Annotated in this window: 13 protein-coding genes; 7 read left to right on the top strand and 6 right to left on the bottom strand. The window is 71.6% G+C overall.

Translation table 11 applies throughout. From position 1 onward, the window contains the following. Positions 1-110: 110 nt before the first annotated feature. Positions 111-1247: a sugar ABC transporter substrate-binding protein gene (locus ACIRSS_RS02315; protein WP_400889673.1), complete on the bottom strand. Its 1137-nt coding sequence runs from the start codon at positions 1245-1247 to the stop codon at positions 111-113. An 801-nt stretch (positions 1248-2048) separates the two neighbouring features. Further along, entirely contained in the window at positions 2049-3785 is a 1737-nt protein-coding gene (locus ACIRSS_RS02310) for a DEAD/DEAH box helicase (RefSeq protein ID WP_400889671.1), read from the bottom strand. 225 nt (positions 3786-4010) lie between these two features. Between ACIRSS_RS02310 and ACIRSS_RS02305 the strand changes: the two genes are divergently transcribed. Together ACIRSS_RS02305 and ACIRSS_RS02300 are read left to right on the top strand one after the other, a co-directional pair. Then, positions 4011-5180 (top strand): YihY/virulence factor BrkB family protein, encoded by a 1170-nt coding sequence (locus ACIRSS_RS02305; RefSeq protein ID WP_400889669.1) that lies wholly within the window; start codon positions 4011-4013, stop codon positions 5178-5180. An 89-nt stretch (positions 5181-5269) separates the two neighbouring features. Continuing rightward, a complete protein-coding gene (locus ACIRSS_RS02300; RefSeq protein WP_400889667.1) occupies positions 5270-8416 on the top strand; it encodes an efflux RND transporter permease subunit in 3147 nt (1048 codons plus the stop codon). A gap of 53 nt (positions 8417-8469) precedes the next feature. Here the strand turns inward: ACIRSS_RS02300 and ACIRSS_RS02295 are convergent, their stop codons facing one another. Beyond that, a complete protein-coding gene (locus tag ACIRSS_RS02295) occupies positions 8470-9306 on the bottom strand; it encodes a hypothetical protein (protein WP_400889665.1) in 837 nt (278 codons plus the stop codon). A gap of 163 nt (positions 9307-9469) precedes the next feature. Continuing rightward, positions 9470-9712 carry a DUF3039 domain-containing protein gene (locus ACIRSS_RS02290; protein ID WP_167379801.1) on the bottom strand — a complete coding sequence of 81 codons (243 nt, stop codon included), beginning with the start codon at positions 9710-9712 and terminating at the stop codon, positions 9470-9472. A gap of 58 nt (positions 9713-9770) precedes the next feature. On the opposite strand from ACIRSS_RS02290, the gene ACIRSS_RS02285 reads away from it, so the two are divergent. Genes ACIRSS_RS02285 through ACIRSS_RS02265 form a run of 5 tightly spaced genes read left to right on the top strand, consistent with a single transcriptional unit; the run spans position 9771 to position 13448 of the window. Continuing rightward, entirely contained in the window at positions 9771-10559 is a 789-nt protein-coding gene (locus ACIRSS_RS02285; protein ID WP_400889663.1) for a sporulation protein, read from the top strand. Then, positions 10559-11050 carry a PPOX class F420-dependent oxidoreductase gene (locus ACIRSS_RS02280; protein WP_400889661.1) on the top strand — a complete coding sequence of 164 codons (492 nt, stop codon included), beginning with the start codon at positions 10559-10561 and terminating at the stop codon, positions 11048-11050. Before ACIRSS_RS02285 ends, ACIRSS_RS02280 begins: the two co-directional genes overlap by 1 nt. Continuing rightward, positions 11047-11664: an HD domain-containing protein gene (locus ACIRSS_RS02275; RefSeq protein ID WP_400889659.1), complete on the top strand. Its 618-nt coding sequence runs from the start codon at positions 11047-11049 to the stop codon at positions 11662-11664. The genes ACIRSS_RS02280 and ACIRSS_RS02275 overlap by 4 nt, the downstream gene beginning before the upstream one ends. Positions 11665-11673: 9 nt before the next feature. Further along, positions 11674-12579: a pseudouridine-5'-phosphate glycosidase gene (locus ACIRSS_RS02270; protein ID WP_400889657.1), complete on the top strand. Its 906-nt coding sequence runs from the start codon at positions 11674-11676 to the stop codon at positions 12577-12579. Beyond that, a complete protein-coding gene (locus ACIRSS_RS02265; protein WP_400889655.1) occupies positions 12576-13448 on the top strand; it encodes a carbohydrate kinase family protein in 873 nt (290 codons plus the stop codon). The genes ACIRSS_RS02270 and ACIRSS_RS02265 overlap by 4 nt, the downstream gene beginning before the upstream one ends. 2 nt (positions 13449-13450) lie before the next feature. On the opposite strand, the gene ACIRSS_RS02260 is transcribed toward ACIRSS_RS02265, so the two are convergent. Both ACIRSS_RS02260 and ACIRSS_RS02255 read right to left on the bottom strand, forming a co-directional pair. Then, on the bottom strand, positions 13451-13786 hold the full coding sequence (locus tag ACIRSS_RS02260; protein WP_400889653.1) for a DUF3099 domain-containing protein: 336 nt from the start codon (positions 13784-13786) through the stop codon (positions 13451-13453). A 17-nt stretch (positions 13787-13803) separates the two neighbouring features. Then, a complete protein-coding gene (locus ACIRSS_RS02255; RefSeq protein WP_400889651.1) occupies positions 13804-15069 on the bottom strand; it encodes an amidohydrolase in 1266 nt (421 codons plus the stop codon). Positions 15070-15078 lie beyond the last annotated feature (9 nt).

Here is a 15078-nt window from a genome sequence, read left to right as displayed (position 1 = left end):
AATTTCTGCTGCCCTGTGCCGCCGCTCGGGTCAGACGGGTGGGGACCGGGCCGGGACGCGCCGTCGGGGTGCGCGTCCCGGCCCGGCTGTTCATGGGAGGTGCGGGCGGCTCAGGAGATGCCGAGCGAGCTGCACTTGGCGGCGAGGTCGCCACCGCAGATCTCGCTGGCCTTCACGTAGCCCTGGGTCACGACGGTCTTGATGTCCTTCTCGAGGATCAGGGTCGGCGTGAGCAGCACGGACTTGATGTCGCGGTTGTTCTTCGGGTCGTGGAGCTTGCCCGTCGCGATCGCGTCCGCAGCCGCGGTGTCACCCTTGGCCAGGGCGGCCGCCAGCTTGGCGGTGGCCTCGGCCTCTTCCTTGATCGGCTTGAAGATCGTCAGGTACTGGTCGCCGCGCATGATCGCCATCAGGCCGTCCGCGGTCGCGTCCTGGCCGGTGACCGGGACCTTCCCGTTGAGGCCGTTCTTCTTGAGGATGGTGATGACCGCGCCGGCCAGACCGTCGTTCGCCGCGACGACGCCGTCGACCTTGCCGCCGTTGCCCTGCAGGATCTGCTCGAAGGTCGTGCCGCCGAGCTGGTTGTCCCAGTCGTTGATCGGCTGCTTCTGGACCAGCTTCAGCGCGCCCGAGGCGTAGAGCGGCTTGAGGACCGACTCCTGGCCGTTGGTGAACAGGGTCGCGTTGTTGTCGGTCGGGGCACCCTCGATCTGGATGACCTGCGCGCCCGGCTTGTCCTTCAGCTTGTCCGCGAGGCCCTGGCCCTGCAGCTGGCCGACCTTCTCGTTGTCGAACGAGACGTAGTAGTCGGCGGACCCGCCGAGGCTCGGCCGGTCGTAGTCGATGACCGGGATGCCGGCGCCCTTCGCCTTCGCCTCGACGGCGGCACCGACGGCCGGGTCGGACGGGGCGATGATCAGGGCCTTGACGCCGGAGCTGATGAAGCCGTCGGCCAGGGTGGAGAACTTCTGGCTGTCACCCTGGGCGTTCTGGATGTCGGCCTCGAAGCCCTGCGCCGAGAGCGCGGCCTGCAGCATCGGCTTGTCGAAGGCCTCCCAGCGCGCCGAGGTGGCGGTCTCCGGGAGGATGACGCCGACCTTGCCGCTGGCACCGCCACCGGCCTGCGCGGACGAGGAAGCGGAGCTGCTCCCCGTGCCCCCGCTGTTCGAACTGTTGGCACCGCAAGCGGTCAGCACCAGGCCGGTGCTCACCGTGGCGGCGAGGAGGGTAAGGGTTCTGCTGCGCATCCTCGTTCCTTCCGGATCCAAGCATTGGTGACGAGCGGGCCCTCGACGTCGCCTCGGGCCCTGCGGGGCGGTGATCCGGAGGGTCCCGGCGCACCGTCGCGCATATGTTGTGGGCGACAACATATGCCGCTGAGCGGCTGCGGGGAAGATAGCTGGATCGATTAAATGACACCAATTGGACACGGTTCGGCAACACGGGCTGAACCTCGCCCGGAAAGAGTAGATCCGCTGACGATGTGATCGCCAGCACTCACCCTCTGTTACATCCAGGTTTCTTGACGGCTTGAAGGTACTCCGCAGGGGTGTACGCAGCGCAATCCGCCGCGAAGTGGTGGTGAACCCACGTGCCGGTCCGCTGATTGGTCGCCGACTTGCGAACTTCGGAGTGGAAGATGCCCGGAGGGGCATCGAGTGGGGGACGCGCGGGCAGGCGAGGGGTGACGGAGGAGGTACGGAGGGGCACGTTCGGGCTGGTACTTACCAGGAACGGACGGTGACGGTGGAGTTCAGCCGGCTGGGCGACACCTGGTGGGCTGGAGGGGGACCTGGTGGGGCTGGCCGGGAGGGCGGGTCGGGTCGGGCGGGTTGGGGCTCGGCGGCGCGGGTGAGGGGTGGTCTGGAGCGGCCGGAGGCCGCGCGGGTTGCGGGTGGCGCAACAGATGGTGGGCTCGGGGCTGCTCGCCAAGCAGGCAAAGGACCGCGCGGCGGCGATCCCGCTCAGCCCGCACCCGGTTCACGCCCGGCGGCAACCTCCCCGCCGGCGGCCAACCGCACCCCTGCCGCGGCGCCCAGCCGAACCGCCTACCAGGACCGCAGGGTCACGATCCTTTCCTCGAGCTGCTCAACAGTCGCCATAGCGATCACCGGCCCACCGCAAACCCGCCGCAGCTCGTTGTGGATCGCTCCGTGCGGCTTCTTCGTCCGGTGGTGGTACATCCCCACCAGTGCGTTCAGCTCTTTCCGCAGTGCGCCGAGGCGCTCGCTCACCGACTGCGGGCGGGCCGCCGGGGGCGGGGCCTCCTCCTTCGCCGGCTTGCGGCGCTTCTCGTCCGCGACCTGCTCCTCCTGGCGCTTGCGCAGCAACGCCCGGACCTGGTCCGGCTCGAGCAGCCCCGGGAGCCCCAGGTACTCCTGCTCCTCGTCGGAACCCGAGAACACCGCCGTGCCGAAGGAGTTGCCGTCGTAGATGACCTGGTCGAGCTCGGCCGAGGCGCCCAGCGAGGTGAACGCCTTCTCCTCCTCGCCCGGCTCGTCCTCCGTGCGGTTGGCCTGGGCCAGGAGCTCGTCCTCCCAGCCCTCCTTCTCGCGGTGCGGCTTGCCCAGCACGTGGTCGCGCTGCGCCTCCAGCTCGCTCGCCAGCTCCAGCAGCACCGGCACCGACGGCAGGAACACGCTCGCCGTCTCGCCCTTCTTGCGGGCGCGCACGTAACGGCCGATCGCCTGGGCGAAGAACAGCGGCGTCGACGCGCTCGTCGCGTACACGCCGACCCCCAGCCGCGGGACGTCGACGCCCTCCGAGACCATGCGGACCGCCACGATCCAGCGCTCGTTCGTCTCGGAGAACTCCTTGATCCGGCCCGACGCCTTCGGGTCGTCCGACAGCACCAGCGTCGGCATCTCGCCCGAGATGCGCTCCAGGATCTTCGCGTACGCCCGCGCCGACTCCTGGTCCGTCGCGATCACCAGGCCGCCGGCGTCCGGCACGTGCTGGCGGACCTGCGACAACCGCGTGTCGGCCGCCTGCAGCACCGCCGGGATCCACTCGCCCGCCGGGTCGAGCGCCGTGCGCCACGCCCGGGCGTTCTGCTCCGCCGTCAGCGGCTCGCCGAGCCGCGCGGTGAACTCCTCCCCCGCGCTCGTGCGCCAGGAGGCCTCGCCGGAGTACGCGAGGAAGACGACCGGCCGGACCACGCCGTCGGCCAGCGCGTCCGCGTAGCCGTACGAATGGTCGGCCTTGCTGCGCTGGAAGCCGCCCGCGTCCGGCTCGTAGGTGACGAACGGGATGGCCGAGTCGTCGGACCGGAACGGGGTCCCGGTCAGCGAAAGGCGCCGCACGGCCGGGGTGAACGCCTCGCGGATCGCGTCGCCCCAGGACTTCGCGTCGCCGCCGTGGTGGATCTCGTCGAGGATCACCAGCGTCTTTCGGTTCTCGGTGCGCACCCGGTGCAACGTCGGGTGCGCCGCGACCTGCGCGTACGTCAGCGCGACGCCGTTGTAGTCCGACGACGTGACGCCGGTGGTGTTGCGGAAGTTCGAGTCGATGGCGATGCCGGCCGCCGCGGCCGATGCCGCCCACTGGTGCTTGAGGTGCTCGGTCGGGGTGACGATGGTGATCGCCTCGACCGTGCGGTCGCTCAGCAGTTCCGCGGCGATCCGCAGGCCGAACACCGTCTTGCCGGCGCCGGGCGTCGCCACCGCGAGGAAGTCCTTGGGCTTCTGCGTCAGGTACTTCGTGAGCGCCCGCCGCTGCCACGCCCGCAGCGGGCGCGCGGTCGAGTCCTTCTCCGCGGGAGGCGCCCCGAGCTGCGTCTCCGTCATGCCGGTCCTCCCCCTCGCTCATGCCTTTGACGTGCGAAAACCCTCACTGTGGAACCGACTGCTGCTGCGTCGAGCTGCCGGCGGCTTGCGGTGAGGGCACTGAAGCGAGTCTACCGGCCGGGTCCGACAGTTCCGGGCACCGGCACGGGTGATGTCCCCCGACACGCCCGGCCGCAGGGGGTGTGACGAGCCAAATCAGCAGCGATGGACCATGCTGGACACGTCATGGGTGAGGTGCAGCCGTCCGCAGCGACGAAGGTGGCCCGCAAGGGGCCGTGGCGCCTCCTCACGCGCACGCTCGGCAAGGCCTGGGAGGGCAACATCTTCTCCGAGGCCGCCGAAGCGGCCTTCTGGCAGACGCTGTCGCTGCCCCCGCTGCTGCTCGGGCTGCTCGGCAGCCTCGGCTTCGTCGGCGAGTGGTTCGGCCAGGACGTCGTCGCCGCGGTGCACGACCGGATCATCGGCTTCTGCCGGACCGTCTTCAGCGCCAACGCCGTCCACGACATCATCGAACCGACGGTGAACAGCATCCTCACCGTCGGCAAGGGCGAGATCGTCTCGGTCGGCTTCCTGATCTCGCTGTGGGCGGGTTCGTCGGCGATGTCGTCCTTCGTGGACGCGATCACCGTCGCGCACGACCAGTACGGCGTCCGCAACGACGTCTGGCAGCGGATCTTCGCGCTGCTGCTCTACCTGTGCGGCCTGGTCATCCTGGTCGTCGGGCTGCCGCTGCTGGCGATCGGGCCCGACCTGCTGCCGGAGTTCTTCCCGGGCGCCTGGCGCCCCACCGTGACGGCGTGGGTGAGCGCGCTGTACTTCCCGACGCTCGGGGTGATGATCACCCTCGCGCTGACCACGCTGTACAAGCTCGCCCTGCCGCGGAAGCTGCCGTGGCACCGCGGCCTGCCGGGCGCGGTGCTCGCGATGGTCGTGTTCCTGCTCTCTTCGGTCGGCCTGCGCATCTACCTCAACTGGATCACCAAGACCGGCTACACCTACGGCGCGCTCGCCGCGCCGATCGCGTTCCTGCTGCTGATGTTCTTCATCGGCCTGGCCGTGGTCGGCGGGGCCTACTTCAACAGCGCGATCCAGGAGCTGTGGCCGGCCAAGGCGACGCGGCGGCAGCGCCGCAAGTGGCGGCGGCTGGAGATGGAACGCGCCTCCGAACGCCTGCGCTCGGAAGAGGGCCGCAAGCTGTGGGAGCGCACGACCACGCCGCTGCGGCGCCCGCGCGCCGAAGACGCCTCCTCCAACGGTGACGCGCCGACCGGCGAAGCACCGTCCGAAGAGGACGAAGAGGACGAGCCGTCACCGAGCGCGGCCGAACCGGCACCCAGCGCTTCTCAGGGTCGCGTCTCCTCCCAGGGGACGACCCGGAATCCACCCCCAGACTGAGTCGCTCCTCAGGTCGGGCGTGGCACGCTTCCCCCATCGCGCGCGCCGGCGTCGGCCGCCGCGCCATTCCCGAGGGGGTTTCCACAGCCATGTCCGTGCTGGCCAGATTGAGCCTGCGCAACCGAAGCCTGATCGGCCTGCTCGCGCTGGTGGTCATCGGCTTCGGCGCTTTCGCGCTGCCGCAGATCAAGCAGCAGCTGTTCCCGTCGCTGCAGTTCCCGCAGGCCCAGATCGTCACCTCCTACGCCGGCGCGTCGCCGGACGCGGTCGACCGGCAGGTCTCCGAGCCCCTCGAAGGGGCGCTGCAGGGGCTGAAGGGCCTGGAGTCGATCAACTCCACGTCGTCGGACGGCGTTTCGCGCGTCGTCACGCAGTTCGCGTTCGGCACCGACCTCGACGCCGCGGTCTCCCAGATCCAGCAGGCGGTGAACCAGGTCCGGCCGCGGCTGCCGCAGAACTCCGAGCCGTCCGTGTCCGCCGGCAGCACCGACGACCTGCCGGTCGTGCTGGTCGCCGCGGGCACCTCCGGTGACCCGCAGCAGCTCGCGCCCGCGCTGACCGACCAGGTCGCGCCGGAGCTGCGGAAGATCGACGGCGTCCGCACGGTGACCGTCACCGGCGTGCAGCAGCCGCGCGTCACGATCGCGCTCGACTACGCGAAGCTGGCCGCGGCCGGCGTCGACCCGGCGTCGATCGCGACGACGTTGCAGACCGCCGGCGCCACCGTGCCGGCCGGCACGCTGACCGAAGGCGACAAGACGCTGAGCGTCCAGGTCGGCGGCGGGCAGACCACTGTGGACACGATCCGCAACCTCTACCTGACGCCGAGCGCGGCGTCCGCCGGCGGCGCTCGCGCACCGGCCCGCGGCCCGGTGAAGCTGGGTGACGTCGCCGACGTCCAGACCGGCTTCGCGCCGCCGACGTCGATCACGCGCACCAACGGGAAGCCGAGCCTCGGCCTCTCGATCACCATGGTGGACAACGGGAACGCCGTCGCGATCTCCGACGCCGTCCGCGGCAAGCTGCCGGACCTGGCGAAGAAGACCGGCTCCGAGATGAGCGTCGTGTTCGACCAGGGCACGCCGGTGAAGGACGCGATCAGCGGCCTGACCACCGAAGGCCTGCTGGGCCTGGCGTTCGCCGTCGTCGTCATCCTGCTGTTCCTGCTGTCGGTGCGCTCGACGCTGGTGACCGCGGTGTCCATCCCGCTGTCCGTGGTGGTCGCGCTGATCGCGCTGTGGACCGGCGACCTGTCGCTCAACCTGCTCACCCTCGGCGCGCTGACCATCGCGATCGGCCGGGTGGTCGACGACTCGATCGTCGTGCTGGAGAACATCAAGCGGCACTTGGGTTACGGCGAGGAGAAGCAGCGGGCGGTGCTCGACGGCGTCCGCGAGGTGGCCGGCGCGGTGACGTCGTCCACGCTGACGACCGTCGCGGTGTTCCTGCCGATCGCGTTCGTCGGCGGGTTCGTCGGCGAGCTGTTCTCACCGTTCGCGATCACCGTCACGGTGGCACTGCTGGCTTCGCTGCTCGTGTCGCTGACCGTGGTTCCCGTGCTGGCGTACTGGTTCCTGAAGCGGCCCGAGGTCCCGGCGGACGCCATCGAGGCCGAGCGGGCCCGCGAAGCGGCCGTCGAGAAGGAGCGCCGCAGCTTCCTGCAGCGCGCCTACCTGCCGGTGATCCGGTTCGCGACCAAGCGGCGGCTGACTGTCGTCCTGCTGGCGCTGCTCATCTTCGCCGGCACGGTCGGGCTCGCGACGCGGCTCAAAACCAACTTCCTCGACCAGTCCGGCGGTACCACGCTGAACATGACGCAGAAGCTGCCCGCGGGCACGAGCGTCGAGGCGAAGGAGAAGGCGGCGACGGCGGTCGAGCAGGCCCTCGCGGCCGAGCCGGCGGTGCGGACCTACCAGGTCAGCATCGGCGGGGGCGGCACGTTCGGCTTCGGCGGCGGGACCAACACGAGCATCTCGGTCACCGTCGCGAAGGACACCGACCTCGACGCGCTGTCGGACCGGCTGCGCTCGAAGCTGACCTCGCGGCCGGAACTGGGCGAGGTCAAGATCGGCGCGGACGCGTCCGGGTTCAACTCCGACCAGATCTCGGTGACGGTCACCGCGCCGTCGGAGGCTGCGCTCAAGCCCGCGTCCGACCAGGTCGTGCGGGCGCTGGGCGGGGTGTCCGGGCTGACCGAGGTGTCCAGTGACCTGGCCGTCGGTTCGCCGCGGGTGCAGGTCGAGGTGGACGACGCCGCGGCCGCCGCGCACGGGCTGTCGGCGAGCACCATCGGCCAGGTCGCCAACCAGGCGATCGCCGGCCGGACGGTGACGCAGCTGCCGGTCGACGGCCAGCGCACCGACGTCGTGCTGCGCGCCGGCACGGCGCCGGTGACGGTCGACCAGGTGAAGGGCCTGCCGATCCCCGGTCCGACCGGGGTCGTCCGGCTCGACGAGGTGGCGAAGGTGTCCACTGTGGACGGACCGGCGTCGGTGCACCGCACCGGCGGCGACCTCAGCACCACGGTGACCGCCAAGAACACCGGCGCCGACCTCACCAAGACGACCGCGGACATCAAGTCCAAACTGGACGGACTGACGTTCACCGGGGGCGCGTCGTACTCGCTCGGCGGCGTGAGCCAGGACCAGCAGGAGGCGTTCTCGAACCTGTTCCTGGCGCTGCTGGCGGCGATCGCGATCGTGTTCCTGATCATGGTCGCGACGTTCCGGAGCCTGATCCAGCCGCTGATCCTGCTGGTGTCGATCCCGTTCGCGGCGACCGGCGCGATCGGGCTGCTGCTGGCCACCGGCACCGCGCTCGGCCTGCCGGCGCTGATCGGCATGCTGATGCTGGTCGGGATCGTGGTGACGAACGCGATCGTGCTGATCGACCTGATCAACCAGTACCGCACGGAGGGCATGAGCGTCACGGAGGCGGTGACCGAGGGCGGCCGGCGCCGGCTGCGCCCGATCCTGATGACCGCGGCGGCGACGATCTTCGCGCTCGTCCCGATGGCGCTGGGCATCACCGGCCAGGGTGGCTTCATCGGCCAGCCCCTCGCGATCGTGGTGATCGGCGGCCTGGTCAGCTCGACGCTGCTGACGCTGGTGCTGGTCCCGACGCTCTACACGATGGTCGAGACCCGCAAGGAACGGCGGCGCGCGCGTCGCGAAGCCAAGCGGACCCCGGCGAAGGCGCCGGAGTCGGAGTCCCTGGACCCCGCCCCGACCGCCTGACCGCGTGACGAAGGCCCGGCGCTTCCCCTGGGGAAGTGCCGGGCCTTCGGCGTTCACTGCTTGAAGCGGTAGGTCATCGAGTCGAAGAGGATGCAGATGCTCGGCGACATGACGATCACCCGCAGGGTGCCGTCGCGCTCGTCGAAGTCGATGCCCTCCACCTCGAAGGACCCGCTGCAGCCGCTGCGCAGCGGGAGCTGCCCCAGCGACGTCACGTGCCCGGTGACGTCGGAGCCGTTGAGCGCGCCGGCCAGGTCCACCTGCAGCAGCGGCTTCGTCGTGCCGAAGAGGCTGCCGTCCGGGTCGTCGGACGCGCAGAGCAGGCGGGTCGCCGTCTGGAAGTCACAGCCCTGGACGTCGCGGACCGGGTGGTCGAGGCGGATCGCCGCCGCGTACGGCAGGTTCTGCGCCGGGTCCGTCGCCACCACGCCGGGCATGGGGTGGACCAGGAGCCGGTCCATCGTGCCCCACTCCCCCGCGACCAGCCAGCGCGCGTCGGGCGACACCGCGGCGAAGGAGTTGTTGTTGGCTTCCCACGACTCGAGGTTGTGCTTGTAGTTCGCCCACGAGCCGTCCGGGGCCTGGACGCGGAAGAGCTTCGCGCCGCGGTCGTCGCGCTGGTAGGGCTCGACGTACCAGCCCTGGGCCGAGCCCGGGTCGCCGACGTGGTTCCAGCCCTGCGAGTTGAGGTCCGCGGGGATGGTGCCGACCCCGGTGTAGCGGATGGTGGTGCCCGACGGCCGGACGATGGTGGCGAGGCCCTGGCTCTCGTCGAGGGCGCGGGCGTGGTCGGACCCGACCTCCGTCCAGCCCGTGGCGGCCTGGGCCAGTGCGGGCGAGAACGCGGTCAGCAGGGCGGCGACGGCGAGGGCGGTCCCGGTTCTGCGCATGTGCGACTCCGGTGGGTGAGGGAACCTGGCACGGAGGATTTACCAGCTCACCGGCACCCGGCACACCCGCCGAATGAAGGTTTTTCACGTTTGTTCGACGACTTGTCCGCTTCCGGACAGCAAGAAGCCCCGGCGGGCTCACCCGCCGGGGATCAGGCCGGGATCACTCCCCCGGGCGCAACCCGTCGAAGATCTCCTTGCAGGCCGGGCAGACCGGCGACCCGGGCTTCGGCGACTTCGTCACCGGGAAGACCTCGCCGCAGAGCGCCACCACGTGATTACCCATGACCGCGCTCTCGGCGATCTTGTTCTTCTTCACGTAGTGGAACATCTTCGGGGTGTCGTCGTCGGTGGTGTCCGTGCCCTCGGGCGTGGTCTCCGGCTTCGTCAGCGTCTCGGTGCTCACCCGCCCATTGTGCCTGAGTCCCCGCGCGAAAGGTCTTCGGCCTGGCAGGATCCACGGCATGTTCCAGAAGGTGCTCGCGACGTTCGGCTCGGGCGGGGCGAAGATCGACGCCCGCCTGCTCGACCGGACCGCAACCCCCGGCCGGCCCCTGCACGGCGAGGTCCTGCTGGCCGGCGGCGACGTCGACCAGGAGATCAAGGGCCTCGCGGTGACGCTGCTGGCCCGCGTCCAGGTCCCCGGCGCGGACAAGACCGAAGACCTCCCCTTCGGCACCCAGCAGCTCGTCGGGCGGGAGGTCATCCGCGCCGGCCAGCAGGTGCGGGTGCCGTTCGAGGTGCCGCTGCCCTGGGAGACGCCGGTGACCAGCGTCTACGGCAAGCCGCTCACCGGCACGGCGGTCGGCGTCCGGGCCGAGCTGGACCTCGCGGCGGCGGTGTCCGACCCGTTCGACGCCGACGCCGTCGCGATCGAGCCGCTCCCCGCGCAGAAGCGGGTCCTCGACGCGCTGAGCCGGATCGGCTTCACCTTCCGCGAGGCGATTCTCGAGCAGGGCCGGATCAACGGCGCCCAGCAGCAGCTGCCGTTCTTCCAGGAGGTCCGCTTCACGCCTTCGCCGCGCTTCGCGAGCGTGTTCTCGCAGCTCGCGGTGACGTTCCTGGCGTCGTCGGACCGCACGGACGTCGTCCTGGAGGTCACCAAGCGGGTCCGGGTTTCGAAGACGGGCGGCTTCGGCGGGCGCGGGCAGGACTTCCTCGGGATGTTCACGATGAAGCCGGACGTGAACTGGGAGAAGCAGCTCGACGACTGGCTGGACCAGGTCGCGCGGCCGCGGGGGATCTTCGACTGATGGGCGAGCCCCGCGCCGCCCGGCCGCACATGCCGGGCTACGGCATCACGGCCGGTCCCGACGGGCTGCTGCCCTGGTCCTGGGCCGACGAGCGGCTGCGGGACTCGCACGACTTCTGGCTGGCGACCGTCACCCCCGGCGGGCGCCCGCACCTGATGCCGGTCTGGGCGGTGTGGACCGGCGAGGTCCTGTGGTTCTCCTCGTCCCGGCGGTCGGTGAAGGCCCGGAACATCGCCGCGGGTTCGGCGGTGTCGATCGCCACGGACGATCCCTACGAGCCCGTCGTCGTCGAGGGCACGGCCGAAATCGTCACCGACCCGGCGGCGCTGCGGGAGTTCCTGGCCGCGATGAACGCGAAGTACGCGACGGCGTACGAAGAAGACTTCCTCGACCCCGCCGCCAACGCGTCGATGCGGCTGCGGCCGGAGAAGGTCATCGGCCTGCGGGAGAAGGACTTCACGCGCACCCCGACCCGCTGGACGTTCCCGTGAAGTGGGCCGATGCGATCGCCGTCCTCGGCGGCACTCCCGGCGCCTGGCCGGAACTCCGGGCCCGCTACGGCGAACCCCACCGCCGCTACCACACGCTCACCCACGCGGCCGCTGTCGCGCGGGACTCCGCCTGGCTGGCCGAAGACCTCGGCGAAACCGACCGCGCGATCGTCGCCGTCGCCGCGTGGACTCACGACGTCGTCTACGACGCGAAGCCCGGCGAAGACGAACGCGCCAGCGCGCGATGGGCTCGCGAGGCGCTGGACGGAGTCGGCGAAACGGCCAAGAACCGCGTCGAAGGCCTGATCCTCGCGACGATCGAGCACGACGCCCCACCGGACGACCGCCTCGCCACCGCGCTCCTCGACGCCGACCTCGCCGTCCTCGGCGCACCCGCCGAGGACTACGCGGTCTACGCGGAAGGCGTGCGGCAGGAGTACGCGAAGTACCCCGACGACGTCTGGCGCGAAGGGCGCATCGCCGTCCTCGAACGCATGCTCGCGCGGCCGCTCTACCGCAGCGAAGCCGCGCGGGCACGCTGGGCGACCGCCGCGGCGGCGAACCTCGCCGCCGAGCTGACCCACTGGCGCGGCGAGCGGGACGATCACCGATGATGGTTCCTCGTGACCACCCCACTCAACCTGCACGAAGAGGTCGCCTCGGCGCTGCGTGACGGGCACCCCGTCGTCGCGCTGGAGAGCACCATCCTGTCCCACGGGCTGCCGCCGGGCCGCAACCTCGACGTCGCCCGCCGCCTCGAGCGCGTGGTGCGCGACGGCGGTGCCGTCCCGGCCACCATCGCCGTGCTCGACGGCCGCGTCGTCGTCGGCCTCTCCCCCGCCGAGCTCGAGCGCGTCTGCGCGCCGGACGCCGGCCTCGACAAGCTCTCGCTGCGCGACCTCGGCCCGGCCGTCGGCCTCGGCCGCTCGGGCGCGACGACCGTCGCGAGCACGTCGGCGCTGGCCGCCGCGGCCGGCATCGGGATGTTCGCGACCGGCGGGCTCGGCGGCGTGCACGTCGGCGCGGCGCAGTCCTGGGACGTCTCGGCGGACCTCGGCGTGCTGGCCAAGGTGCCGACCGTCGTGGTCTGCTCCGGCGTGAAGTCGGTCCTCGACATCCCGGCCACGCTCGAAGTGCTGGAGACGAACTCGGTGCCGGTGCTGGGCTACCGCACCGACGACTTCCCGGCGTTCTACCTCCGCTCGTCCGGGCACCGGGTCGGCTGGCGGGTCGACGACCCGAAGCAGGCCGCCGCGGTGGTCGCCGCGCACCGCGCGTACGCGGGTTCCGGTGTCCTGCTGGCGAACCCGATCCCGGAAGTGTCCGAAATGGACAAAGAGCTGCACGACCGGCTGCTCGCCGAAGGCCTCGCGCTGGTCGCCGAGCGGGGCGTGCACGGCGCCGACGTCACCCCGGTGCTGCTGGAGCACTTCCACACGGCCAGCGGCGGCGTGAGCATCGACGCCAACGAAGCCCTGGTGCTCAACAACGCGAAGCTGGCGACCGAAGTCGCGGTGGCGCTGGCATGAGCGGCATCGTGGTGGTCGGCGACGCGGCCCTCGACGTGATCGCCCGGCACGACAAGCCGCTGCCGCACGGCGGCGACGCCCGCGCGAAGATCCGGTTCACCGGCGGCGGCTCGGGCGCCAACACGGCGCTGTGGCTGCGGCACCTCGGTGCGAAGACGACGCTGGTCGCGCGCATCGGCGACGACCCCGGCGGCCGGCTGATCCGCGCGGAGCTGGAGGCGGCGGGCGTGCGGTGCGCGTTCGCCGTCGACCCCGAGGCGCCGACGTGCTGCGTCGTGGTGATGGTCGACGGCTCCGGGCAGCGCAGCATGCTCGCCGACCGCGGCGCCAACCAGCGCTTCGCCCCCGAGGACGTCACGCCCGAAGCCCTGTCCGGCGCTCGGCATCTCCACTTGTCGGGGTACGTCCTGCTCGACCCGCCGTCCCGCGCGGCCGGGCTGGCCTCCCTGGCCGCCGCGCGCGAGGCCGGTTTGACGACATCGGTCGACCCGCAGGCGGCCGCGCACATCACCGACCCGGCGGCGTTCCTCGACGACGTCCGCGGCGTCGACCTGCTGATGCCGAACACCGAGGAACTGGTGGCGCTGACCGGCTCGGCGGACCCGGCGTCGGCGAAGGAGCTGCTCGGCACGGTCGGCGCGGTGGTGGTGACCGCCGGGCTGGACGGCGCGAGCTGGGTCGACGACGGCGGCGTCACGAGCGTCCCGGCCGTGGAAGCGGAGTGCGTCGACTCCACCGGCGCGGGCGACGCGTTCGACGCGGGCGTGCTCACCGGCTGGCTGGCCGGGGAGTCCACTGTGGACGTCCTGCGGCACGGGACGCGGCTGGGCGCCCTGGCCGTCGGGAAGGTGGGCCCGCAGCCGGTCTGACGCTAGCCGTCGATCACCCGGTGGCTGGTGCCTTCGATCGCCGTCGCCTCGCGCTGGTAGGTCGAGACGTTCTCGGACTTGCGGGGCGGGCGGTCGTTGGCGATCAGGACCGCGATCCACGGCAGCGGGACCGAGATCGCGAGGAACCCCAGCGCCAGCCACCACGTGTGGTAGGTCAGCCCGGCGAGGATCAGGCACGGGATCCGGCAGGCCATCATGATCACGTACTTGCGCTTGCGGGCGGCGAACTGCTCTTCGTACGACGGGGCCGCCCCGGTGATCAGCACCGGGTCCGAGTCCTTGGCGGGCGTGGTCACTGCACCACCTCCACGATCCATCGTCCCACCTGTGGCGCTCATCCGACAGCGGGGTGGGACAACCGGCTCAACGCGGCTGCGACGAGCGTCTCGATGCCCGTGCGCAGCGTCGGGTGCAGCACCGGGGCGAAGCGCGGCGAGTGGTTGGACGGGACGTCGCGCTCGAACCGGCCCTCGGTCATCGCCGTGATGACCGTCTCCGGGTCGAAGCCGCCGACCAGCCAGAACACCGACGGCACCCCGGCCGCGCGGCCGAACTCGCTGAAGTCCTCGCTGCCGGTGACCAGCGGCGCCGGCAGCACGACGTCGGCGCCGAACCGCGCGCGGAAGACCTCGGTGAGCGCGTCGTTGGCGGCCTCGTCGTTCTCGGTGATCGGGTAGGAGCCGGACCGGACGACCTCGGGCGGCTTCGGCGCGCCGGCCGTGGCCGCCTCGCCGTGGACGATCCGCTCGACCGCGGCCAGCACCCGCTCGCGGACGGCCTGGTCGAACGACCGGACGTTGACCTCGAGGACGGCGTCGTCGGCGATCACGTTGCTCGCCGTGCCCACGTGCAGCGAGCCGACGGTGACCACGGCCGAGTCGGTGGCGGCGATCTCGCGCGAGACGATCGTCTGCAGCTTGAGGACCACCGACGCGGCCAGCACGGCCGGGTCGACGGTCGTCTCCGGGCGCGAACCGTGCCCGCCGCGGCCGTGCAGGGTGATCCGCAGGGTGTCGGTCGCGGCCATGATCACGCCGGGCCGGGTGAGCACCCAGCCGGCCGGGCCGGGCACCAGGTGCTGGCCGAACACGACGTCGGGGGTGCCCGCCCGGTCGAAGAGGCCGTCCCGGATCATCCGGGCGGCGCCACCCGCGCCCTCCTCGCCGGGCTGGAAGACCACCTGCAGCGTGCCGGACCAGGCGTCCCGCCCCTTCGCGAGCAGCGCGGCGGCGCCGGAGAGCCAGGTGGCGTGCATGTCGTGGCCGCACGCGTGCATGACCGGGACGTCCTTGCCGTGCTCGTCGGTGCCGCGCGCGGTGCTCGCGTACGACAGCCCCGTCTTCTCCTCGACCGGCAGCGCGTCGATGTCGGCGCGCAGCAGGACCGTCGGGCCCTCGCCGTTGCGCAGGACGCCCAGCACCCCGGTGCCGGCGATGCCGGTGTGCACCTCGTAGCCGTCGCGCTCCAGCCGGCGGGCCAGCTCGGCCGCCGTCCGGGTCTCGGCGAAGGACAGCTCCGGGTGCCGGTGGAGGTCGATGTACAGCGCTTCGAGCTCGGGCAGCGCCGCGTCGAGCGGGGCGAGGACGCGTTCAGGGGTCACGGGGGCCAT

It is taken from the genome of Amycolatopsis sp. NPDC101161 (assembly GCF_044768185.1).
GTDB lineage: Bacteria > Actinomycetota > Actinomycetes > Mycobacteriales > Pseudonocardiaceae > Amycolatopsis.
This window is presented reverse-complemented; position numbering and strand designations above follow the sequence as displayed.